The following is a 20,323-nucleotide window of genomic DNA, read 5'->3' as shown; positions in this document are numbered from 1 at the left end:
GGCAGCGAGCTGCTCTCGAGCGCGTTCTTGCGACGCTGCGTCTCCTTGTGCGTGCGCGCGGAGATGCGCGACTTCATCTCGGCCACGATCTTGTCGAGCACGAGGGCCGACTGGGCCTTGTCGTCGCGCTTGGTCGACGAGAACCGCTCGGCCATGGCCTTCGCGACGACGTTCGCGACGATGTTGCGTACCGCGGGTGTGCCGAGGATCTCTTTGGTCTGGCCCTCGAACTGCGGTTCGGGCAGGCGCACGTTCAGCACGGCGGTGAGGCCGGCGAGGATGTCGTCTTTGTCGAGCTTGTCGTTGCCGACCTTGAGGCGGCGCGCGTTCAGTTCGACCTGCTGGCGCAGGAACTTCATCAGGCCCGCCTCGAAGCCGGCCTGGTGCGTTCCGCCCTTCGGGGTCGCGATAATGTTGACGAAGCTGCGGAACACGGTCTCGTACCCGGTGCCCCAGCGCAGCGCGATGTCGACCTCGACGTCGCGCGTCAGCTCGGTCGGCACCATGGCGCCGGTCTCCTGCAGCACAGGAACGGTCTCGGTGAAGGTGCCGTCGCCCTGCAGCCGCCACGTGTCGGTGAGCGGGGCGTCGGTCGACAGGAAGTCGACGAACTCCGAGATGCCGCCCGCATACCGGAACATCTCGCTCGTCGGCTCATCACCGCGCTCGTCGGTGATGTCGATGCCTAGTCCGGGAACTAGGAAGGCCGTCTGGCGCGCACGCCCGGTGAGCTCCTCGGTCTGGAATGCGGCGCCGCGGGTGAAGATCTGCGGGTCGGCCCAGTAGCGCACTCGAGTGCCGGTGACGCCCTTCTTCACCTTGCCGATGACGCGGAGCTCGCTGCCCGAGATGAACGGGGTGAAGGGCGAGTCGGGGCTCGGCCCGTCGGTGTCGGCGAAGTTTCCGGGTTCGCCGCGGTGGAACGACATGGCGTAGGTCTTGCCGTCGCGGTCGACCTCGACGTCGAGACGCGCCGACAGGGCGTTGACGACGGATGCGCCCACCCCGTGCAGTCCACCCGAGGCCGCGTACGAGCCCGAGCCGAACTTGCCGCCCGCGTGCAGCTTCGTGAAGACGACCTCGACCCCGCTCAGCCCGGTCTTCGGCTCGATGTCGACGGGCACGCCGCGGGCGCGGTCGCGCACCTCGACGCTGTCGTCTTTGTGCAGGATGACGCTGATCTCGGTGCCGTGCCCGCCCAGCGCCTCGTCTACCGAGTTGTCGATGATCTCCCAGAGGCAGTGCATGAGCCCGCGCGAGTCGGTGGAGCCGATGTACATTCCGGGGCGTTTCCGAACGGCTTCGAGCCCCTCGAGAACGGAGAGGTGTCTCGCCGAGTAATCCGATCCCGCCACGGGAACTCCTTATAAATAGTGCAATTTCGGCACGCGGGAACAAACCGGGCCCGGGCCGTCGTTAAGACTACTGAATCACGCGCCGACGACAGCGCTCCGACACCCTCCGCCCCATCAGGCTGGGTAAGTCATACGCGTTCAGCGAAATACACGGTAAATGTCGCACCGCCGTAACAACGGCGTGATTGTATAGATACACGGAATCAGTTCGTGAATACGCCCGAAGGAGCAACACATGTCTCAGATCGCCACAGAGAACAACGTTGACGAGCTTGAGCCTGTGTACACGCTCACCGCACTCGACCGTTGCGACAGCTGCGGAGCCCAAGCCTACGTGCGCGTCACGATGAAGAGCGGCGAACTGCTGTTCTGCGCACACCACGGTGCTGAGTTCAAGGAGAAGCTGTCTGCGACCGCTCTCCACTGGCACGACGAGTCCGACCGTCTGGTCGAGTCCTCTCGCAACTGAAACCCCCATCATCAGTAGGGCCACACGTGTGGCGAGCATTGATCTCGCCGCGCTGACCCACAACCTCGAACTTCTCTCCGGCGCCCTCGGTGTCGACCAGCCACTGGTCGACCTGAGGGCGTCGGCGTATGGTCACGGCCTCGTCGAGGTCGCGCTCGCCGCCGAGGCCGCCGCGATCACCGCCTTCCGGGTGTCGAGCCTTGCCGAGGCACTCGTCTTGCGCGACGGCGGCGTCGGCGCCGACATCTGGTCTCCGCTTCGCGACGGCGAGGCGCAAAGCGCGCGCGAGGCAGACATCCGGGCTCTCGGCGACGGAACAGACGCTCAGGATGACGCAGCCCGCCGCGACCTCGGTGCAGGCGTCTACGGCCTCGCCTCCCCCGCCGGCATCCGCACCACGGCGGTCATGACGCTCACCGCCGAGGTCATCGCGGTCAAGACCGTCGCGGCCGGCACCGGCGTCTCGTACGGCTACACCTACCGCGCGCCCACCGACACCTCGATCGCACTCGTTTCGATCGGGTATGCCGACGGTGTTCCCCGACTCGGGTCGAACACCGCCTCCGCTCAACTGGCCGGCGAAACCTACCCGGTGGTCGGGCGCATCGCCATGGACCAACTCGTGCTCGATATCGGCACCGCCCGGGCGCAACCGGGCGATATCGCAACCGTCTTCGGCGACGCCGCGCTCGGGGCTCCGACCGCGATCGAGTGGGGACTGCGCACCCGGCGCCCGCCGCTCGCCCTCACCGCCGGTCTCGGGTGCCGCATCGTGAGGACGTACACCCCATGACCAGCACCGTCGAACCGGGCACCGTGTCGATCGGTGCCGTCGCGACCGTCGACCTCGCCGCCTTCCGCCGCAACGTCGAGCTGCTCGTCGCGACCGCGGCTCCCGCTGAGGTCATGCTGGCCGTCAAGGCGAACGCCTACGGTCACGGCATGCTTCCGATGTCCCTCGCCGCGCTCGAGGCGGGCGCGACGGCCCTCGCCGTGCTCGAGGTGAGCGCGGGACTCGAACTGCGCGCCGCGGGCATCGGTGTGCCGCTGTTCGCCTGGCTGCACGGCCGCGACACCGACTTCAAGGCGGCGGCCGAATCGACCATCGACGTGGGTGTGTCGGCGGTCTGGCAGCTGGAGGCCATCGCCGAGAGCGGCGCCCGGGTTCCCGCGCGCGTGCACCTCAAGATCGACACCGGCCTGAGCCGCAACGGCGCCTCTGCGCAGGACTGGCCCGAGCTCGTTTCGACCGCCCTGCACCTCGAGTCGCAGGGGTTCCTCGAGGTCTACGGGGCGTGGTCGCACCTCGCCGACGCCTCGACGGCCGACGACGAGATCGCGCTGGCCAAGTTCACCATCGCGGTGGAGGTGGCGGAATCTCTGGGCGCGAAGTTCGAGAAGCTGCACCTCGCCGCGAGTTCGGCCGGCCTCCGGATGCCGCGGGCCCGCTTCGACTACGTGCGCTTCGGCATCGCCGCGTTCGGCATCTCGCCGTTCGACGATGTCGACGGACGGGGCCTCGGGCTCGAGGCGCCGATGACGCTCAGCGCGCCCGTGATCGCGGTCTCCCCCCTCGACGCCGGCCACGGCTGGTTCGGCGGCCTCGAGTACAACCTGGCCGAGCCGGCTCGGCTCGCCCTCGTGGCGGTCGGTTTCGGAGACGGTGTGCAGTCCCCCGCGGCCGACCGGGCCGAGGTACTGCTCGGCGGCGAGCGTCGGCGCATCGTGTCGCTCGGCGTCGACCGCATGTTGGTCGACGCCGACGACCTCGAGGTCGCGGCGGGCGATTCCGTCGTCGTGTTCGGCAGCGCCGAGCGCGGCGAGCCGACGGCCGAAGAGTGGGCGGCGCACGCCGACAGCATCGGCGACGAGATCGTCTCGAGCGTGGCGCCGCGCGTCCCGCGCCTCTACATCAACTGACCCGCGCGTTCACCAGTTTCCACAGGTCGCGATACGCGACGGCCGCGTCCGAGCGGGGCGCGTAGACGCCGACCGGCGCCAGTTCGTAGCCCATGCGCTCGACGATCACCGAAGCGGGAACGACCACCTCGCTGACCTCGGGGCGGTGCGCGGCGAGCCGCTCCACCGCAGCGCGGTGCGCCGTCTTGCGGCGGTCGACCATCGACAGGAACCCGATGACCGGCACGGGACGCTTCGACTCCGCGACGACGTGCAACACCTGGTCGAGCGACCGCAGCGAGAGCGGCGAGGGCACCAGGGGCACGACCACGACATCCGCGCCGTACACGGCGTTCTCGGCGACGAGCGACGAGCCGGGCGGGCAGTCGAGGATCACCACGTCGTAGTCGTCGGCCATCCGCTCGAGCACCTGGGCGATCTGGTGCGTCGGCTTCTTCGCGGCGTCGAACAAATGCTCGAGCTCGCGGTAGGTGTCGTCGGCGGGCAGCACGTCGATTGCCTCGTAGGCCGTGGAGCGGATCGCACGGTGCAGAGAGGTCTTACCCTTCACGAGAGCGTCCACCCCGTCGCGCAGCTTGGGCTTCACCTGCAGGATGAACGTGGTCGCCCCCTGCGGATCGAGATCCCAGAGCAGCACGCGGTTGTCGCGCGATGCTTCGTAGGCGAGGCTGACGGCCGCGGTGGTCTTACCCACGCCGCCCTTGGTGCTGTAGACCGCGACGACTCTCATGGCTACAGGCTATCGACTGTGGCCAGCCTCCGGGACTAGAGCCCGAGCCGCTTCGCGATCGCGGCGCGGCTGTTCGAGGCGGCCAGGTCGATCGCGGCGAGACGTTCGCTGCTCTCGAGCGCCCCATCGAGACCGCGGTGCTCGAGTGCAGCCCGCAACAGCCGGTCGGCGATCGCGGGGTTCATCGGCAGTAACGGACCGTGCAGGTGCGTGCCGATGCTCGCGCCGTCGACGACTCCCTCGATTCCGAGCCCCGCGGATGACGCGGCGCCCGCGTTGCCGAAGCCGGCCGTGACCGTGCCGAACGGCGACGCGCCCGCGTCGAGGGTCGTGATGGCGCCGTGGTTCTCGAAACCGGCGACAGTTCCCCACTCGGTCGAGACGACGATCTCGCCCACGGCGCGCTGGGCGACCAGGGTGCTGGTGGTCGGGAAGAGTGCGGCCGCGGGGATTCGCTCGCCCGTTTCATCCACTATCGACGAACCGAGCAACTGCCAGCCCCCGGCGATCGCGACGACGGGTACACCCGCGTTCTTCCACGCCGCGAGCCGCGGAGTGATGAGGGCGAGGTCGGCCTGCACGGCGAGTTGCGCGGTGCGCGGACCCGATCCGATGTGCACGAGGTCGACGTCGTCGGGGAGCGTGTCGCCGACGTTGTGCTCGACCACGGTGACGTCGATGCCACAGGCCTCCGCGCGCACCCGCAGCGCGAGCACGTTGCCCGAGTCGCCGTTGATGCCGAGCTGGCGCGGGTAGAGCGAGAGGATGGTCAGCGAGCGGGTCACGGTGCGTTCTCCAACTCGAGGAAGCCGAGCAGCTTGCGGATGAGCATCATCTGCTCGTAGTTGACGATCATGGTCTTGGTGCCGCGGGCGGGAGCGGGCAGTTTGAGGAACGTCTCGAGCGCCGGCTTCAACTCAGGTATGACAGTACCCACCGGGATCGCGCCGTAGCCGAACCGGGTGGCCAGCTGCCACGCCTTCGTGCCGGACACGATGTCGACGTGGTCGATGTGGCTGAAATCGGTGTCGTACATCCACGACGGGTCGGGGGTGCCCTCGTCGACCGCGACGAACAGCTGCTCGGGCGCCTCGTCGAGGTAGTCGAGGTTCAGCTGCAGGCTCGGCGGGTTCTTCATCATGATGACTTCGATGTCCTCGCCGTTGTAGGTGAGGATCTCGCCCCGGCCGTAGACGGTATCGAGGGCGAGCATTGCGGATGCCACGAGCTCGGGTCGGAACGACGCGCCGAGAAGGCGTTCCGCCATGGCAGCGGCGCCGGCGACGTCGACCGCGTAGTGCAGGCCGCGCGCGGGAAGCCGCACGTCAACCTCGGAGCCGGCGATCGACAGGGTCGAATCGACCCCCGAGAGCCGATCGACCACGACGCGGGCGACGGGCGCCGCGGCATCCGGCTTCGCAGCGTAGCTCTGGGCGTTGGCGAGACCGTTCGGCGATCCGCTGAGCAGCGCGGGATCGACACCGAAGTAGCTGACCTCAGCGCCGCCGCTCAGCCCGGCCGCCACCGCCACGAGGTTGTCGTCGTTGGCGTTCACCACGACGTGGGCGTCGGCGGCGTTCGCGATCGTCGCGAGCATCTTCACCACGCGGTCGGGCTCGAAGAAGCGGTTGAGCTGGTCGATCTGCACGTTGAGCAGCAGCACGCTGGAGGGGCGCAGCACCTTCGCCAGGTTGACCCCGTAGGCCTCGTCGACCTCGAGAACGGCGATCTGCTCGCGCAGGCGGCCGTCGAGCGGCATGCTGGCGAGCAGCGCGGAGGCGATGCCCTGCGGCAGGTTTCCGCCGGACGGGTTGCTGAACACGTCGACGCCGTGGGCGCGCAGGATACCGACGAGCATGTTGGTCGTCGTCGACTTGCCGTTCGAGCCGGAGACGAAGACGACGCCGAGCGGCATCTTCTCTACGGCACGCTCGAGGGCGTTCGGCGCGACGGCCAGCAGCACCCGGCCGGGCACAGCGGAGCCGCCGCCACGCAGACGCGTGGCCCACCGCGCCATCCTGCCGAGCAGGATGGCGGCTGCGATGCGCACGTGTTTACTCGAGGTAGTCGCGCAGCGACTGCGACCGGCTCGGGTGACGCAGCTTGGCCATCGTCTTCGACTCGATCTGGCGGATGCGCTCGCGCGTGACCCCGAAGGTGTCGCCGATCTGGTCGAGGGTCTTCGGCATACCGTCGCCGAGGCCGAAGCGCATGCGGATCACGCCGGCCTCACGCTCGGAAAGGGAGTCGAGCAGGCTCTCGAGCTGCTTCTGCAGCATGGTGAAGCCCACGGCGTCGGCGGGGACGACGGCCTCGGTGTCCTCGATGAGGTCACCGAACTCGCTGTCGCCGTCTTCACCGAGCGGGGTGTGCAGCGAGATCGGCTCGCGGCCGTACTTCTGCACCTCGATGACCTTCTCGGGGGTCATGTCGAGCTCGCGGCTCAGTTCTTCGGGCGTGGGTTCGCGGCCGAGGTCCTGCAGCATCTGGCGCTGCACGCGGGCGAGCTTGTTGATGACCTCGACCATGTGCACCGGTATGCGGATGGTGCGGGCCTGGTCGGCCATGGCGCGGGTGATCGCCTGGCGGATCCACCAGGTGGCGTACGTGGAGAACTTGAAGCCCTTGGTGTAGTCGAACTTCTCGACCGCGCGGATGAGGCCCAGGTTTCCCTCTTGGATGAGGTCGAGGAACTGCATTCCGCGGCCGGTGTAGCGCTTGGCGAGGGACACGACGAGGCGCAGGTTGGCGCCGAGCAGGTGGCTCTTCGCACGAGCGCCGTCCTTCGAGACCCAGATGAGTTCGCGGCCGAGCTGCGACTTCTTCTCGGCGTCGCTCATCTGCGAGAGCTTGTCTTCGGCGAACAGGCCGGCCTCGATGCGCATGGCGAGCTCGACCTCTTCGGCCGCGTTGAGCAGAGCGACCTTACCGATCTGCTTGAGGTAGTCCTTGACGGGGTCGGCGGTGGCTCCGGTGATCGCGGACGAGTAGACGGGGATGTCGTCTTCCTCGTCGGCGATCGAGATGACGAGGGCGCCGGTGGGCAGGGCCTCGTCTTTGCCGGTGGACTTCTTCGCCTCGGCGTCGTCGTCTTCGGCGTCGTCGGCGACTTCCTTGACCTCGTCGCCCTCGACCACATCGGCTACGACAACGACGACCTCGTCGTCTTCGTCATCACCGTCTACGGGCTCGGTCGGCTCTTCACCCTCGGGATCGATGGCCTTCGCACTGCGCTTGGCGGCAGGCTTGGTTCCGGCGGCGGCGGCCTTCTTCGCGGGCGCCTTCTTCGCGGCCGCAGCGGTCGCCGTCTTGGCGGCGGCAGGCTTCTTCACCGCGGGAGTCTTCTTCGCCGCGGTCTTCGCGGGGGCAGCGTCTACCTTGACCTGCTCCGCGTCCGTGCTCTCAACGAGCTCAGCGGTCTTTGTTCTGGTTGCCATTAGAACACCTTTCAGGGTTTTCGGGCAGTACTAAGACCCATGTCAAGTCCTTCTTCACCGCGCTACGAAACGAAGCGGCGAACTAACGGAACCTGAACGGGTCTTAGAACAATTATTGCACGAGTTGGCCGCATCACTTGACAAACGGCGAGGTTACGTTCGGTTCCCACGCCGACGCCAACCCCTGACCAATGCAACCCAAAGGGGGGCCACGCGTATTCCCTCTTCCTCGTGCAGCCGACGGCGGGTTCTATGCCGGGCGAGTAGCAGGAACACCACCCCGAGCCCGACCACCGGGAACTGCACCAGGAACGCCACCCGGAACGCCTCGAGCGAGTAGAGCTCGGCCGGTGAGCCCGAGCCCCCGTTGGCCCGGTCGATCACGTCGAGCACCAGCCCGACGAGCAGCATCATGACGAAGCTGGCGAGGAAGCCGCCCACGTTGACGATGCCGCTCGCCGAGCCGAGGCTGCGCGCCGGGTTGAAGGTTCGCGCGAAATCGAAGCCGATGAGCGAGCCCGGGCCGCCGATGGCCACGACGACGAGCAACAGCACGACCACCCAGACCGGCGGCTCCCCCGGCCAGAGCAGAACGGTCGCCCAGGCGACCCCCATCGCGAGCACGATGCCGAGCACGATGTTGCTGCGGCGATACGGGTAGCGCGCGCTCAGAATGCCGAGCAGCGGGCCGGCCACGACGCCGACGGCCACGATGAGCGTGAGGAAGAGGGAGGCGGTGGTCGCGCCGTAGCCCAGGCCCACGGAGAGGAACGGGAATCCCCAGAGCAGCGTCAGCACGGCACCGGGTGACTGGGTGACGAAGTGCGACCAGAAGCCCAGCTGCGTGCCCGGCCGCCCGAGGCTCTCCCGCAACTGGTGCAGGGCGGCCGGCCATCCGCCCGGCCGTTCGACGGGCACCGTGCCCGCGGGGGCGTTGCGCACGAAGAGCATGACGAGCACGAACGCGAGAACGGAGAGGGCGGCCGCGCTGAGGAAGGCGGGCTCCCAGCCGAACTGGTGCAGCACTATGGAGAGAGGGATCGCGCTGAGCACCTGGCCGAGGGCACCGGTCGTGCCCATCGCCTGCGACAGCAGCGGAAGAGCGCGACCGCTGAACCACGACGCGATGAGCCGGGACACCGAGATGAACGTCATCGCGTCTCCGGCGCCGACGAGGATGCGCCCGAGGATCGCCACCCCGATCGTGGGCGCGAGGGCCAGTGTGACCTGGCCCGCGATCATCAACACCGCGCCCGTAGCGATCAGCACGCGCGGGCCGTGCCGGTCGAGCACCACGCCGACCGGTATCTGCAGCCCGGCGTAGACGATGAGCTGCACGACGGCGAGGCTCGACAGGGCCGCGGCCTGCACGTCGAACCGCTCCGTCGCGTCGACTCCGGCGATACCGAGCGAGCTGCGCTGCATCACCGCGATGAGATAGGCGAAGACGGAGACCCCGAAGACAAGCCAGGATCTGCGCGAATTCATTGATTCAGAGTACCGCCCGGTGAAGTGGACGCCCGCGCGGCGGGGTGGCGCTACGAGCGCAGCGGGTCGTCGTCGCCGGAGCGGCGAAGCGCCAGGAAGTTCTCGAGTTCGGCCGCGATGTCGTCGGCGCTCGGCAGTTCGCCGTCGATGTCGGTGAGCGGGGACCGCAGCGGGTTGTCGAGCATGTAGCTGTCGTGGCGCTCTTCGAGCGTGCCCACGAGCTTGCCGAGTTCCTGATTCGTCTCTACCTGGCCGTCGATCTTCGCTATGAACTCCCGGCCGTCTTCGCGCAGCCGGTCGGTCGGGAAGATCAGCCCGGTAGCCGCACTCACGCTCTCGAGCGCGGTGACCGCTGCAACGGGGAACTCGGTATCGGCGAGGTAATGCGGGATGAGCAGCACGAAGCCGGCGACGGGGTGAGCCAACTCCTGGAGCCGGTACTCGACGAGGTGCAGCGCGTTCGCGGGCACCTGGGTCTGCGGCTTCCACACCGACATCGACTCGATGAGTTCGCCACGGTTGCCGCTCACGGTCACGCCGATCGATCGCGTGTGCGGCACCGGCATCGGGATGGCGTGCACCCAGGTGGTCGTCTTCACCTGGAAGAGGTCGACCAGCTGGAGGATTGCCGCGGTGAAGCGGTCCCACTGGAAGTCGGGCTCATACCCCGTGAGAAGGAGGAAGGGCTGGCCCACCTCGTCGGTCGCGAGGTAGACCGCCAGGGCCGCCGGCGTGTAGTCGCTGAGGTGATCGTGGTCGAAGTAGACGAGCGGTCGGCGGGCACGGTAGTCGAGCAGTTCGTCGTTGTCGAACGTCACGACCGTCTGGGTATCGAGGGTGTCGAGCAGGTAGTCGCTCAGCTGGGTGGTGGCGGCACCGGCGTCGGCGAATCCGGTGAGAGCGGCGACGAGGTGGAGCCCCGTGGGCACGTCGGAGACATCGATAGAGAGGTCGTAGAGGCCAGCCGGATCGCGCATGCATCCACTCTAATAGCGAGGTTCACGCGCCGCCGGGTGTCGCGGGTGCGCCGGGTGGTGCTCACAGCGAACAGCGCCGCAGCAGCGCGAGGTTACGATGAGTCAATGACTGTTGCGGCGCTGAGCGTCTCCCCCGAACCCGTCCTCTCCATCGCCGCCGACATCCTCGTCGTCGCGGTCGCCTCGTCGGAGGCGGGACCCACGCTGCTGTGCGACCTCCCCGAAGTGCTCGAGCTGCAGGAGTCGCTCGCTGCCATCGGTGTCACCGGTGCGGTCGACGAGATCACCCGGCTTCCCTTCGCGGCAGGGGCGACGGCGAGTATCGCGCTCGTCGGGGTCGGCAGCGCGGCTCTCACCGCCGATGCTCTGCGCGCGGCGAGCGGCACGGCCGCCCGCCAGCTGCGGGGTATCGATTCGCTCGTGATCGCCCTGCCCGCCGCGGACGACGACGAGGTGCTCGCCCTACTCGAGGGCGCCGCGCTCGGCGCCTACGCCTACACCGCCTACCGGTCGTCGACGCTCGAGTCGACGAAGGTGCCTGCCGCGACGATCATCGTCGCGAGCACGCACGGCTCGCAGTCCGACCTGGTGGCACGTGCAACAACGATCGCGACCGCCGTGCACACGGTGCGCGACCTCGTCAACGCACCCCCTCGCGACCTGTACCCCGAGACGCTCGCGGCAGCAGCGGTGGCACACGCGGCGCACGCCGACATCGACGTCACCGTCTTCGACGAGCAGGCGCTCGCCGAGGGCGGCTTCGGCGGCATCCTCAGCGTGGGCCAGGGCTCCTCGCGTCCGCCCCGTCTCGTCAAGCTCTCGTACAACCCCGTGGGCGCTCAAAAGCACCTCGCCCTCGTGGGCAAGGGCATCACCTTCGACTCGGGCGGACTCTCGCTCAAGCCGGCCGCGTCGATGCTCACCATGAAGACCGACATGACGGGCGCGGCCACGGTGATGGCCGTCGTCGTCGCGGCGGCCGACCTGAAGCTGCCCGTGCGACTGACCGCCTGGATGTGCATCGCCGAGAACCTGCCCTCGGGAACCGCGACGCGGCCCGACGACGTCGTGCGCCTCTACGGCGGCAAGACCGTCGAGAATCTCAATACCGATGCCGAGGGCCGCATCGTGCTCGCCGACGGCCTCGTCGCGGCGAGCGAAGAGAACCCGGACGCGATCATCGACGTGGCGACCCTCACCGGCGCCCAGGTCGTGGCGCTCGGGCTCCGCACCACGGGCGTGATGGGCGACGAGCAGTTCGTCGAAAAAGTGGTGGCGACCGCGAAGGGCGCCGGCGAGCCCTTCTGGCCGATGCCGATCCCCGGCGAGATGCGCGCACTGCTCAACTCGGACATCGCCGACATCGCCAATGTCAAGCCGGGCAACACCGCAGGGGGAATGCTCGTCGCGGCGTCATTCCTGCGCGACTTCGTCGGCACGACCGGCGAGGGCGCCGAGAAGCGTCAGATCCCGTGGGCCCACCTCGACATCGCCGGTCCGTCCTACAACTCCGCGGGCGGCTACGGATTCACCGGCAAGGGCGCGACGGGCGTAACTGTGCGAACACTGATCGCCGTGGCAGAGGACTTTTCGCGCTCGTAGTACAGTCGTAAGGGCGGGTAATTCCGCCCCCTGCGGTCGTGCGCACACCAGCGTGCGAGCCGTCTCACATCTTGAAACACCAAGGGAGTTGCCGAGTGTCGGAACAGAATTTTGACCTTGTGATCCTGGGCGGCGGAAGCGGTGGCTACGCAGCCGCGCTTCGCGCGAGTCAGCTCGGACTGTCCGTAGGCCTCATCGAGAAGAACAAGCTCGGTGGAACCTGCCTGCACGTGGGCTGCATCCCGACGAAAGCGCTGCTGCACTCGGCGGAGGTCGCCGACGTCACCCGCGAGTCGGCCAAGTACGGCGTGACCGCCGAGTTCGGCGGCATCGACATCTCGGCCGTCACCGCGTACCGCCAGAGCATCGTCTCCAGCAAGTACAAGGGACTCCAGGGTCTGATCAAGGCTCGCGGCATCACCGTGATCGAGGGCGCCGGCCGCCTCGTCTCCCCGCACAGCGTGCAGGTCGGCGACGACGTGATCACCGGCAAGAACGTGATTCTCGCGACCGGTTCGTACTCCCGCTCGCTCCCCGGCCTCGAGATCGGCGGACGTGTCATCACCTCCGAGCAGGCCCTCGAGCTCGACTTCGTGCCGAAGAAGGTCATCGTGCTCGGCGGCGGCGTCATCGGCGTCGAGTTCTCCAGCGTCTGGAAGAGCTGGGGCGCCGACGTTCAGATCGTCGAAGCCCTCCCCCACCTCGTGCCCAACGAAGACGAAGCGATCAGCAAGCAGTTCGAGCGCGCCTTCCGCAAGCGTGGAATCAACTTCAGCCTCGGTGTGCGCTTCCAGAGCGTGACCCAGAACGACCAGGGCGTCGTCGTCACTCTCGAAGACGGACAGACCTTCGAAGCCGAGCTGCTGCTCGTCGCCGTCGGCCGCGGACCGGTCACCGCCGATCTCGGTTTCGAGGAGGCCGGCGTCACCGTCGACCGCGGCTTCGTCATCACCAACGAGCGCTTGGAAACGAGCGTTGCCGGCGTGTACGCGGTCGGCGACATCGTTCCCGGACTCCAGCTCGCACACCGCGGATTCCAGCAGGGAATCTTCGTCGCCGAGGAGATCGCGGGACTGGCGCCCATCGTGATCGACGACCTCAACATCCCGAAGGTCACCTACAGTGACCCGGAGGTCGCATCCATCGGCTATTCCGAGGCCAAGGCCGCAGAGAAGTTCGGTGCCGACAAGATCACGTCGTACGACTACAACCTCGCCGGCAACGGCAAGAGCCACATCATCGGCACCGCCGGTTCGGTGAAGGTCGTGCGGGTCAACGACGGACCCATCGTCGGCGTCCACATGATCGGCGCCCGCGTCGGCGAACTCATCGGAGAGGCCCAGCTCGCAGTGAACTGGGAGGCCTACCCCGAAGACATCGCCCCGCTCCTCCACGCGCACCCGACCCAGAACGAGGCTCTCGGCGAAGCCTTCCTCGCGCTGGCCGGAAAACCGCTGCACGCGATCTGAGAATCGCGTACCCCAAGAATCAAGCGAGCCACGCTAATCCGGCGTGACTCAGAACTAAGCTGGCTAGAACAAGATTTTGGTTACTAAGGAGCATCCCTGATGAGCGAATCCGTCAACCTCCCGGCACTCGGCGAGAGTGTTACCGAGGGCACGGTCACCCGCTGGTTGAAGAAAGTGGGCGACCGCGTCGAGGTCGACGAGCCTCTGCTCGAGGTCTCGACCGACAAGGTCGACACCGAGATCCCGTCGCCTGTCGCGGGCGTGATCGAGGCCATCCTGGTTCAGGAGGACGAGACTGTCGAGGTCGGCACCGCCCTCGTGACCATCGGATCGGGTGAGGCCCCCGCCGAGCCCGAGGCGCCCGCCGCTCCGGCCGAGGCAGCTCCGGCCGAGGCCGCTCCCGCTGAGGCAGAGGCAGAGGTCGAGGCTCCCCAGCCCGAAGACGCCGCCCCCGCGGCATCCGCAGCTCCCGAAGAGGTTCCGTCCACCGAGGCTCCCGCCCCGGGCCAGACCGACGAAGTCTCCGAGGCGCCCGAGCCCGAACCCGTCGACCCTGCTCCGGCAGCCGAGGCCGAGTCCGCACCCACCGAGGCCGCTCCCGAGCCCGCGTCGACTCCCGAGCCTGCCGCGGCTCCCGAGCCCGCCGCAGCTCCCGCTCCCGCAGCTCCCGCTCCCGCAGCTCCCGCTCCGGCAGCCGCGCCCGCACCTGCGGCCGCACCCGCCTCGGCTCCGGCAGCCGCCGCGGCGCTCACCGCCAACGCCGGCTACGTGACTCCGATCGTGCGCAAGCTCGCGAACGACCGCGGCATCGACCTGTCGACGCTCAGCGGCACCGGCGTCGGTGGACGCATCCGCAAGCAGGACGTTCTCGCAGCCGTCGTCGCCGCGCCGACCGAGGCTCCCGCCGCGGCCGCCGCCCCGGCCCTCGAGACCTCGCCGCTGCGCGGCACCACGGTTCCGATGTCGCGACTGCGCAAGGTCATCGCCGAGCGCGCCGTCATCTCGATGCAGGCGTCGGCACAGCTGACGAGCGTCGTCGAGGTGGATGTCACCAAGGTGGCGGCGTTCCGCGACCAGGTGAAGGCGAACTTCCACGAGAAGGCGGGCGTCAAGCTCTCCTTCCTGCCGTTCTTCGCTCTCGCCGCGGCCGAGGCACTCAAGGCGTACCCGATCGTCAACGCGACGATCGACGGCGACACGATCGTCTACCCGGCTCACGAGAACATCTCCATCGCCGTCGACACCGAGCGCGGCCTGCTGACCCCGGTCATCAAGGACGCCGCGTCGCTCGACCTGGCCGGCATCGCCAACCAGATCGCCGACCTCGCAGCCCGCACTCGCGACAACAAGCTCAAGCCCGACGAGCTGGCCGGTGGCACGTTCACGTTGACCAACACCGGTTCGCGTGGCGCGCTGTTCGACACTCCGATCGTGTTCCTGCCGCAGAGCGCGATCCTGGGCACCGGCATCGTCGCGAAGAAGCCCGTGGTCGTCTCCCACGACGGCGTCGACTCGATCGCGATCCGCTCCATGGTCTACCTGGCGCTGTCGTACGATCACCGCATCGTCGACGGGGCAGACGCGGCCCGCTTCCTCGTCGCGGTAAAGAACCGCCTCGAGGGCGGCGACTTCGCCGGAGTGCTCGGCGTCTGATCCCGTTTCAGTCGTCCAGGTAGTCCCTGATCCGCCAACCGGCCTCGCCCCTCATCACGAGGGCCGAGGCCGGTTGCGTTTCCGGCATGTCGCCGAGGTCGAGCAGCACCGAGTCGCCGAGCCGCTCGACCACCACCGCGCCCTCAGTGGTGATCGTGTCATCCGCGGACTGTTCCCCGCCCGCCTGCAAGGCGCGAACGACGGCGACGTCGCGCTCCATCGCGGCCGACCCCGGCTGGGCGACGGCCTCGAGACACAGCACCGAGATCTCGCGCAGGCAACGGTCGCGCTCGTCGAGCAGCACAACGATCGCCGCGACCGGGTCGTCGCCGAGCACCACGTCGCCGGGCAGCGGGTCGTCTGGCAGCGGGTCGTCTGGCAGCGGGTCGCCGCCCGTGTCACCAGTGCCGCCGGTGCGGTCCGTCTCCGCACTCGGGCCCGTCGACGGTGCGCGCTCCCGCTCATCCGGCTCGGCCGCGGTGTCGCCGGTCGGGATCGCGAGAGCGGCGACGAGCAGGCTCACGGCGACTCCCCCGGCGGCGATCCAGACGGGCCGACGCACGCCGCGGGCGTGGGCGGGCATGGCGCGGGCCACGGCGAGGATCCGTGCCTTCACGGTCGACGACGTTTCGGCATTGTCGACGACGACGGTGGCCGGACGGCGCGGCTGTCCGAGCCGCACCGCTGGCTCGCCGTCGTCGCGCAGCCGCACCGGCTGAGCCTCTGCGAGGTCGAATAGCGCGTCGCTGAGCCGGGCGCAGAAATCGTCGGTGGCCGTCGGCGTCTGCCCGAGCCACGACTCGACCGCTCGGGCGCCGGGATCGTCGACCCGTTCGAGCACGGCGTCGACCAGCCGTGCCAGCTGGGCGCGGTCGTCGAGCACCGCCGGGTGCGCCGCGAGGGCAGCGGGCGAGAGGAGTGCGGGGATACCCGCCGCGTGCCCGAGGCCGGCGAGAACAGGGGCGCCGGACGCCCGGAACAGCACACGCGACAGCCGGATGTCGCGGTGCACGAACCCCGCGGCGTGCAGTGCCTCGACCGCCGCCACGAGCGGCGCGAGGATCGTGACGGCCTCCCCGGCCGCCAGGCTCGCGCGATTGGCGACGAGCGCGGCGAGCGTGCCGGCCGCGCAGCGTTCGAGCACGAGGCACGGGTGTGCGCCGGGCGCCGTCGCGATATCGACGAGGCGCAGCAGGTGCGGATGCGCGGCCGCGGCAAGTGCAGAGACCTCCGCGTCGACACGTTCGGGCGTCACCCCCGGCCGGTAGACCTTCACCGCCGCCGTTCGGCGGGGCTCGTCGTCTGCCACGGTGTCGGCGTAGCCGAGGTGCACGACCGCCGAACGCCCCTCGCCGAGGGAACGCACCAGCCGGTAGCCCCCGGCACGCTGCTGCCCGGCACGCTGCTGCCCGGCGAGCTGCCGTCCGGGCTCGGCGAGCATCCCGCCGAGACCCAGCACCACCGGGTGCTCGGCGACCGCCGATGCCGGCCGCTCGCCGGTCGGACGGACGGAAGCGTTCTCGCGTCGGTGTCTGCGCACACCGAAATCCTGCCGCGGGATCCTGCGCGACGGCGGAGCGGCATCCGAATCGTGAGGTTATCGCTGGCAGCGCAACGGTGGAGGACAGGGTGACGTTTCGCCGCCCTGATCTGCCCGTATCCTTATACCCATGGCACGCACCAAAAAAGACCCGAACAAGGAACCAGGCCGCATCAAGCAGATGTGGCAGGTTCTGCAGATGACCCGGCGCTACGACTCGTTGGCCGTCTGGTACCTCGCCCTCGCATTCCTGCTTCCGGTATTGCTCGGCGTCGCGCTGGCGTTCCTGTTCTCGAACCCCACCGACCAGATCATCGGTTTCGTGCTGTTCATCATCGCCGGCCTGCTCGGCGGACTGCTCGCCTTCCTCATCGTTCTCGGTCGCCGCGCCGAGAAGGCCGCCTACTCGCAGATCGCCGGCCAGCCCGGCGCCGTGGGTGCCGTGCTGAAGAGCTCGCTACGCCGCGGCTGGGCAGCCAGCGAGATGCCCGTCGCCGTGAGCCCCAAGACCCAGGACGCCGTCTACCGCGCCGTCGGCCGCGGCGGCATCGTGCTCATCGGCGAGGGCCCGCGCAGCCGCACCCAGCGCATGCTCGACGACGAGCGCCGCTCGGTCGTGCGCATGCTGCCGAACGTGCCCGTCAACTTCGTCTACGTCGGCCCCGACCCCGAGTCGGTGCCGCTGCACAAGCTCGCCGGTCGCCTGAACAAGTTCAAGACCGCGCTGCGCAAGCCAGAGATCCTCGCGGTGAGCAACCGGCTGAATTCGCTGGGCAAGAACCAGCTGCCGATCCCCAAGGGAATCGACCCGTTCAAGGTGCGCTCGAGCCGACCGCGCTAGTCGCCTCGCAGAAAGGCCCCGTTCCGACAGGAACGGGGCCTTTTCTCGTCGTCGTCGTTCGTGATTCCGGATGCACCGGGGCGAGGCCACCGGCCACGCGCGGTAACCCATGCGCGGCCTGAGCGCGGGCGCATCCGCCCTGAATCACGAACACGGCGCGCCCCTCCCAGGCCCGCGTTTTCGGAAACCAGGCCCGAGTTTCGGAAACTCAGGAATCGGCGTCGCCAGTTGCCCGAGGGCACGCGGGAATACGGGCGAGCACGAAACGCCATCGACGGCATCTCCTGAGTTTCCGACATAGCGGCGGGAGTGCCAGGAGCGGCAGGAGTGGCGGGAGTGGCGGGCGTGGGGCGGCGAGGCTAGCGGCGCACCAGCACGGTCGCGGCGAGGCGGTCGTGCATGCCGCGCTGGTCGCGGTCCCAGATGACGGCGGGGATAAAGAGGCAGAGCAGCGCGGTGCGGATGACCGGCTTGAGCACGCCGATCCAGCCGGTCGTCAGAGGAACGACGCGCATGCCGAGAGCCAAGTGCCCGAGGCTGCCGCCCAGGGTCGGGATGAACAGCACCTGCAGCACGGCGAAAGCGATGAGCGTGGCCGTCGGGTTCGATGCTCCGAGGCGCTCGAGCACGGTCTCCCCGGGCGTGAAGAAGATCACCGAGAGCGTCGTGGCGATGGCCCAGTCGAGGGCGACCGCGACCAGCCGGCGGGGCGCCCGGGCGATGGACCGGGGGCCGCGTTCGGGAAGACCGAGTCGCTTTCCCGGCCAATCTGTGGCGGGGTGTGGCTGAGTCGGCATCCGATAATCCTAAACTGGAATACGCTCGTAACACGCCGGAAACAATTGTGTCACCCCGGCGAAATGCCTTACCTCTACCCTCGACAGTGGCTGCGAACGCAGTCCACCCCGCACCAAGCTCATTGGAGTTCCTCACATGTTCAGTGATTCTTCCGAAGTGCTCAAGTTCATCAAGGACACTGACGTCAAGTTCCTTGATATTCGCTTCACCGACCTCCCCGGTGTGCAGCAGCATTTCAACATCCCCGCGTCCACCGTCGATGAGGAGTTCTTCTCCGTCGGCCAGCTCTTCGATGGCTCGTCGATCCGCGGTTTCGCGTCGATCCACGAATCCGACATGCAGCTCATCCCCGACGTTACGACGGCATACCTCGACCCCTTCCGCGTCGAGCGCACGCTCATCATGATCTTCGACATCTACAACCCCCGCAGCGGCGAGATCTACGCCCGCGACCCGCGCCAGGTTGCGAAGAAGGCAGAGAAGTACCTCGTCTCCACCGGCATCGCCGACACCGCGTTCTTCGCCCCCGAGGCCGAGTTCTACATCTTCGACGATGTGCGTTACGAAGTGAAGCAGAACACCAGCTTCTACTCGGTCGACTCCGAGGAGGGCGCCTGGAACTCGGGCCGCGTCGAAGAAGGCGGAAACCTCGCCAACAAGACGCCCTTCAAGGGTGGCTACTTCCCCGTCAGCCCCGTCGACAAGCAGGCCGACCTGCGCGACGACATCAGCCTCAAGCTGATCGACGCCGGCCTCATCCTCGAGCGCGCCCACCACGAGGTGGGCACCGGCGGCCAGGCCGAGATCAACTACCGCTTCGACACGATGGTGCACGCGGCCGACGACATCCTCAAGTTCAAGTACATCGTGAAGAACACCGCCGAGCAGTGGGGCAAGACGGCGACGTTCATGCCGAAGCCGCTCTTCGGCGACAACGGCTCGGGCATGCACACCCACCAGTCGCTGTGGAACGGTGAGACGCCGCTCTTCTACGACGAGGCCGGCTACGGCGGACTCAGCGACATCGCGCGCTGGTACATCGGCGGCCTGCTCAAGCACGCCCCCGCCGTTCTCGCGTTCACGAACCCGACGCTGAACTCCTACCGTCGCCTCATCCCCGGATTCGAAGCCCCCGTGAACCTGGTCTACTCGGCCGGTAACCGTTCGGCCTCGATCCGCATCCCGATCACGGGCACGAACCCGAAGGCCAAGCGCATCGAGTTCCGCGCGCCCGACGCCTCCGGTAACCCGTACCTCGCCTTCGCCGCACAGCTGATGGCCGGCCTCGACGGAATCAAGAACAAGATCGAGCCGCACGAGCCCGTCGACAAGGACCTCTACGAGCTTCCCCCCGAGGAAGCCAAGAACATCCCGCAGGTTCCCGCATCGCTCGAGGATGCCCTCAAGGCACTCGAGGCCGACCACGAGTTCCTCACCGCGGGTGGCGTGTTCACGAACGACCTGATCGAGACCTGGATCACGTACAAGCGTGAGAAGGAGATCATCCCGGCCGCGCAGCGTCCGACGCCGTTCGAGTACGAGCTCTACTACAGCGTCTAGACCTCGCTGACGAAAGGCCGCATCCCCTCGGGGGTGCGGCCTTTCTGCGTCGGGCCGGTTCGTGATTCAGGGCGGATGCGCCGGGCCGCCGCCCCTACCGCGGGTTACCGCGCGTCGGAGGTGCCCGCGCCCCGGTTCGTCCGGAATCACGGACCACGCCTTGTCTCGCAACTCAGGCAGAATCCCGTCGCCGGCGAGGCCGGCCGCGTCGTTACTGGGCTCCCGGTCAGGCTCTACCGTTTCTGCCTGAGTTGCGAGGTGTAAACCGCGGGTGATTGTTCAGGCGGAGGGGTCGAACGGCTCCAGAACGAAGAGCGGGATGAGGCGCTGCGTCTTGAGCGCGTAGGCGGCGTAGTCGGGGTACGCGGCGACCGCCCGCCGCCACCACAGGTCACGCTCCTCCCCCTGCGCCTCGTGGGCGAGGTAGTCGCGCTTGTGCGCACCGTCCTGCAGTTCGACGTGCGGGTGCGCGACGACGTTGTAG

18 protein-coding genes are annotated in these 20,323 nt (G+C 68.2%); 8 read left to right on the top strand and 10 right to left on the bottom strand.

What is annotated here, in order from left to right; all coding sequences use genetic code 11:
• Nucleotides 1–1,355 (bottom strand): ATP-binding protein (locus ACLQ6X_RS08880; protein WP_411699810.1); only part of this gene is annotated, 1,355 nt, incomplete at its 3' end.
• A 235-nt stretch (nucleotides 1,356–1,590) separates the two neighbouring features.
• On the opposite strand from ACLQ6X_RS08880, the gene ACLQ6X_RS08875 reads away from it, so the two are divergent.
• The 3 genes from ACLQ6X_RS08875 to alr are packed head-to-tail and all read left to right on the top strand — an operon-like array spanning nucleotide 1,591 to nucleotide 3,744.
• Nucleotides 1,591–1,824 (top strand): hypothetical protein, encoded by a 234-nt coding sequence (locus ACLQ6X_RS08875; protein WP_411699809.1) that lies wholly within the window; start codon nucleotides 1,591–1,593, stop codon nucleotides 1,822–1,824.
• A gap of 28 nt (nucleotides 1,825–1,852) precedes the next feature.
• The gene (locus ACLQ6X_RS08870; protein ID WP_411699808.1) at nucleotides 1,853–2,617 is read left to right on the top strand and encodes an alanine racemase; all 765 of its coding nucleotides are present in this window, start codon (nucleotides 1,853–1,855) and stop codon (nucleotides 2,615–2,617) included.
• Nucleotides 2,614–3,744, top strand: coding sequence for an alanine racemase (gene alr / locus ACLQ6X_RS08865; RefSeq protein ID WP_411699807.1), 1,131 nt, complete (start codon nucleotides 2,614–2,616; stop codon nucleotides 3,742–3,744). Before ACLQ6X_RS08870 ends, alr begins: the two co-directional genes overlap by 4 nt.
• Here the strand turns inward: alr and ACLQ6X_RS08860 are convergent.
• From ACLQ6X_RS08860 to ACLQ6X_RS08835, 6 genes are all read right to left on the bottom strand, one after another.
• Nucleotides 3,737–4,474: a ParA family protein gene (locus ACLQ6X_RS08860; protein ID WP_411699806.1), complete on the bottom strand. Its 738-nt coding sequence runs from the start codon at nucleotides 4,472–4,474 to the stop codon at nucleotides 3,737–3,739. The genes alr and ACLQ6X_RS08860 overlap by 8 nt on opposite strands.
• 35 nt (nucleotides 4,475–4,509) lie before the next feature.
• Entirely contained in the window at nucleotides 4,510–5,259 is a 750-nt protein-coding gene (locus ACLQ6X_RS08855) for a type 1 glutamine amidotransferase (protein ID WP_411699805.1), read from the bottom strand.
• Nucleotides 5,256–6,524, bottom strand: coding sequence for a MurT ligase domain-containing protein (locus tag ACLQ6X_RS08850; protein ID WP_411699804.1), 1,269 nt, complete (start codon nucleotides 6,522–6,524; stop codon nucleotides 5,256–5,258). The genes ACLQ6X_RS08855 and ACLQ6X_RS08850 overlap by 4 nt, the downstream gene beginning before the upstream one ends.
• Nucleotides 6,525–6,528: 4 nt before the next feature.
• Nucleotides 6,529–7,911, bottom strand: coding sequence for an RNA polymerase sigma factor (locus tag ACLQ6X_RS08845; protein ID WP_411699803.1), 1,383 nt, complete (start codon nucleotides 7,909–7,911; stop codon nucleotides 6,529–6,531).
• Between the two features lie 153 nt (nucleotides 7,912–8,064).
• Nucleotides 8,065–9,399 (bottom strand): MFS transporter, encoded by a 1,335-nt coding sequence (locus ACLQ6X_RS08840; protein ID WP_411699802.1) that lies wholly within the window; start codon nucleotides 9,397–9,399, stop codon nucleotides 8,065–8,067.
• Between the two features lie 50 nt (nucleotides 9,400–9,449).
• Nucleotides 9,450–10,376, bottom strand: a complete 927-nt coding sequence (locus tag ACLQ6X_RS08835; RefSeq protein WP_411699801.1) for a proteasome assembly chaperone family protein — start codon at nucleotides 10,374–10,376, stop codon at nucleotides 9,450–9,452.
• A gap of 105 nt (nucleotides 10,377–10,481) precedes the next feature.
• Here ACLQ6X_RS08835 and ACLQ6X_RS08830 point away from each other — a divergent pair, with 105 nt between their 5' ends.
• The 3 genes from ACLQ6X_RS08830 (at nucleotide 10,482) to sucB (ending at nucleotide 15,100) form a co-directional block, all read left to right on the top strand.
• Entirely contained in the window at nucleotides 10,482–11,978 is a 1,497-nt protein-coding gene (locus tag ACLQ6X_RS08830) for a leucyl aminopeptidase (protein WP_411699800.1), read from the top strand.
• 95 nt (nucleotides 11,979–12,073) lie between these two features.
• The gene (lpdA, locus tag ACLQ6X_RS08825; protein WP_411699799.1) at nucleotides 12,074–13,447 is read left to right on the top strand and encodes a dihydrolipoyl dehydrogenase; all 1,374 of its coding nucleotides are present in this window, start codon (nucleotides 12,074–12,076) and stop codon (nucleotides 13,445–13,447) included.
• A 99-nt stretch (nucleotides 13,448–13,546) separates the two neighbouring features.
• Nucleotides 13,547–15,100 (top strand): 2-oxoglutarate dehydrogenase, E2 component, dihydrolipoamide succinyltransferase, encoded by a 1,554-nt coding sequence (sucB, locus tag ACLQ6X_RS08820; protein ID WP_411699798.1) that lies wholly within the window; start codon nucleotides 13,547–13,549, stop codon nucleotides 15,098–15,100.
• A gap of 7 nt (nucleotides 15,101–15,107) precedes the next feature.
• Here sucB and ACLQ6X_RS08815 read toward each other — a convergent pair whose 3' ends face one another.
• Complete coding sequence (locus ACLQ6X_RS08815; protein WP_411699797.1) at nucleotides 15,108–16,640, bottom strand: protein kinase domain-containing protein; 1,533 nt, start codon at nucleotides 16,638–16,640, stop codon at nucleotides 15,108–15,110.
• Nucleotides 16,641–16,770: 130 nt separating this feature from the next.
• Here ACLQ6X_RS08815 and ACLQ6X_RS08810 point away from each other — a divergent pair, with 130 nt between their 5' ends.
• The gene (locus tag ACLQ6X_RS08810) at nucleotides 16,771–17,481 is read left to right on the top strand and encodes a DUF4191 domain-containing protein (RefSeq protein WP_188509524.1); all 711 of its coding nucleotides are present in this window, start codon (nucleotides 16,771–16,773) and stop codon (nucleotides 17,479–17,481) included.
• A gap of 359 nt (nucleotides 17,482–17,840) precedes the next feature.
• Here ACLQ6X_RS08810 and ACLQ6X_RS08805 read toward each other — a convergent pair whose 3' ends face one another.
• Nucleotides 17,841–18,278 (bottom strand): RDD family protein, encoded by a 438-nt coding sequence (locus ACLQ6X_RS08805; RefSeq protein WP_411699796.1) that lies wholly within the window; start codon nucleotides 18,276–18,278, stop codon nucleotides 17,841–17,843.
• 136 nt (nucleotides 18,279–18,414) lie between these two features.
• On the opposite strand from ACLQ6X_RS08805, the gene glnA reads away from it, so the two are divergent.
• The gene (gene glnA, locus ACLQ6X_RS08800) at nucleotides 18,415–19,839 is read left to right on the top strand and encodes a type I glutamate--ammonia ligase (RefSeq protein ID WP_411699795.1); all 1,425 of its coding nucleotides are present in this window, start codon (nucleotides 18,415–18,417) and stop codon (nucleotides 19,837–19,839) included.
• Between the two features lie 279 nt (nucleotides 19,840–20,118).
• On the opposite strand, the gene ACLQ6X_RS08795 is transcribed toward glnA, so the two are convergent.
• A partial coding sequence (locus ACLQ6X_RS08795) for a nitroreductase/quinone reductase family protein (RefSeq protein WP_411699794.1) occupies nucleotides 20,119–20,323 on the bottom strand: 205 nt, incomplete at its 5' end.

Origin of the sequence: Conyzicola sp., assembly GCF_046714715.1 — a bacterium.
GTDB lineage: Bacteria > Actinomycetota > Actinomycetes > Actinomycetales > Microbacteriaceae > Conyzicola.
The sequence above is the reverse complement of the archived record's forward strand: the minus strand, read 5'-3'. Positions and strand labels throughout refer to the sequence as shown.

Bases quoted from the DNA above. Each gene is read 5' to 3' on its own strand.
- ACLQ6X_RS08840 (WP_411699802.1), bottom strand. From the start codon at position 9,399: ATGAATTCGCGCAGATCCTGGCTTGTCTTCGGGGTCTCCGTCTTCGCC.
- alr (WP_411699807.1), top strand. From the start codon at position 2,614: ATGACCAGCACCGTCGAACCGGGCACCGTGTCGATCGGTGCCGTCGCG.
- ACLQ6X_RS08860 (WP_411699806.1), bottom strand. From the start codon at position 4,474: ATGAGAGTCGTCGCGGTCTACAGCACCAAGGGCGGCGTGGGTAAGACC.
- ACLQ6X_RS08845 (WP_411699803.1), bottom strand. From the start codon at position 7,911: ATGGCAACCAGAACAAAGACCGCTGAGCTCGTTGAGAGCACGGACGCG.
- glnA (WP_411699795.1), top strand. From the start codon at position 18,415: ATGTTCAGTGATTCTTCCGAAGTGCTCAAGTTCATCAAGGACACTGAC.
- ACLQ6X_RS08835 (WP_411699801.1), bottom strand. From the start codon at position 10,376: ATGCGCGATCCGGCTGGCCTCTACGACCTCTCTATCGATGTCTCCGAC.
- ACLQ6X_RS08805 (WP_411699796.1), bottom strand. From the start codon at position 18,278: ATGCCGACTCAGCCACACCCCGCCACAGATTGGCCGGGAAAGCGACTC.
- ACLQ6X_RS08810 (WP_188509524.1), top strand. From the start codon at position 16,771: ATGGCACGCACCAAAAAAGACCCGAACAAGGAACCAGGCCGCATCAAG.
- sucB (WP_411699798.1), top strand. From the start codon at position 13,547: ATGAGCGAATCCGTCAACCTCCCGGCACTCGGCGAGAGTGTTACCGAG.
- ACLQ6X_RS08830 (WP_411699800.1), top strand. From the start codon at position 10,482: ATGACTGTTGCGGCGCTGAGCGTCTCCCCCGAACCCGTCCTCTCCATC.
- ACLQ6X_RS08875 (WP_411699809.1), top strand. From the start codon at position 1,591: ATGTCTCAGATCGCCACAGAGAACAACGTTGACGAGCTTGAGCCTGTG.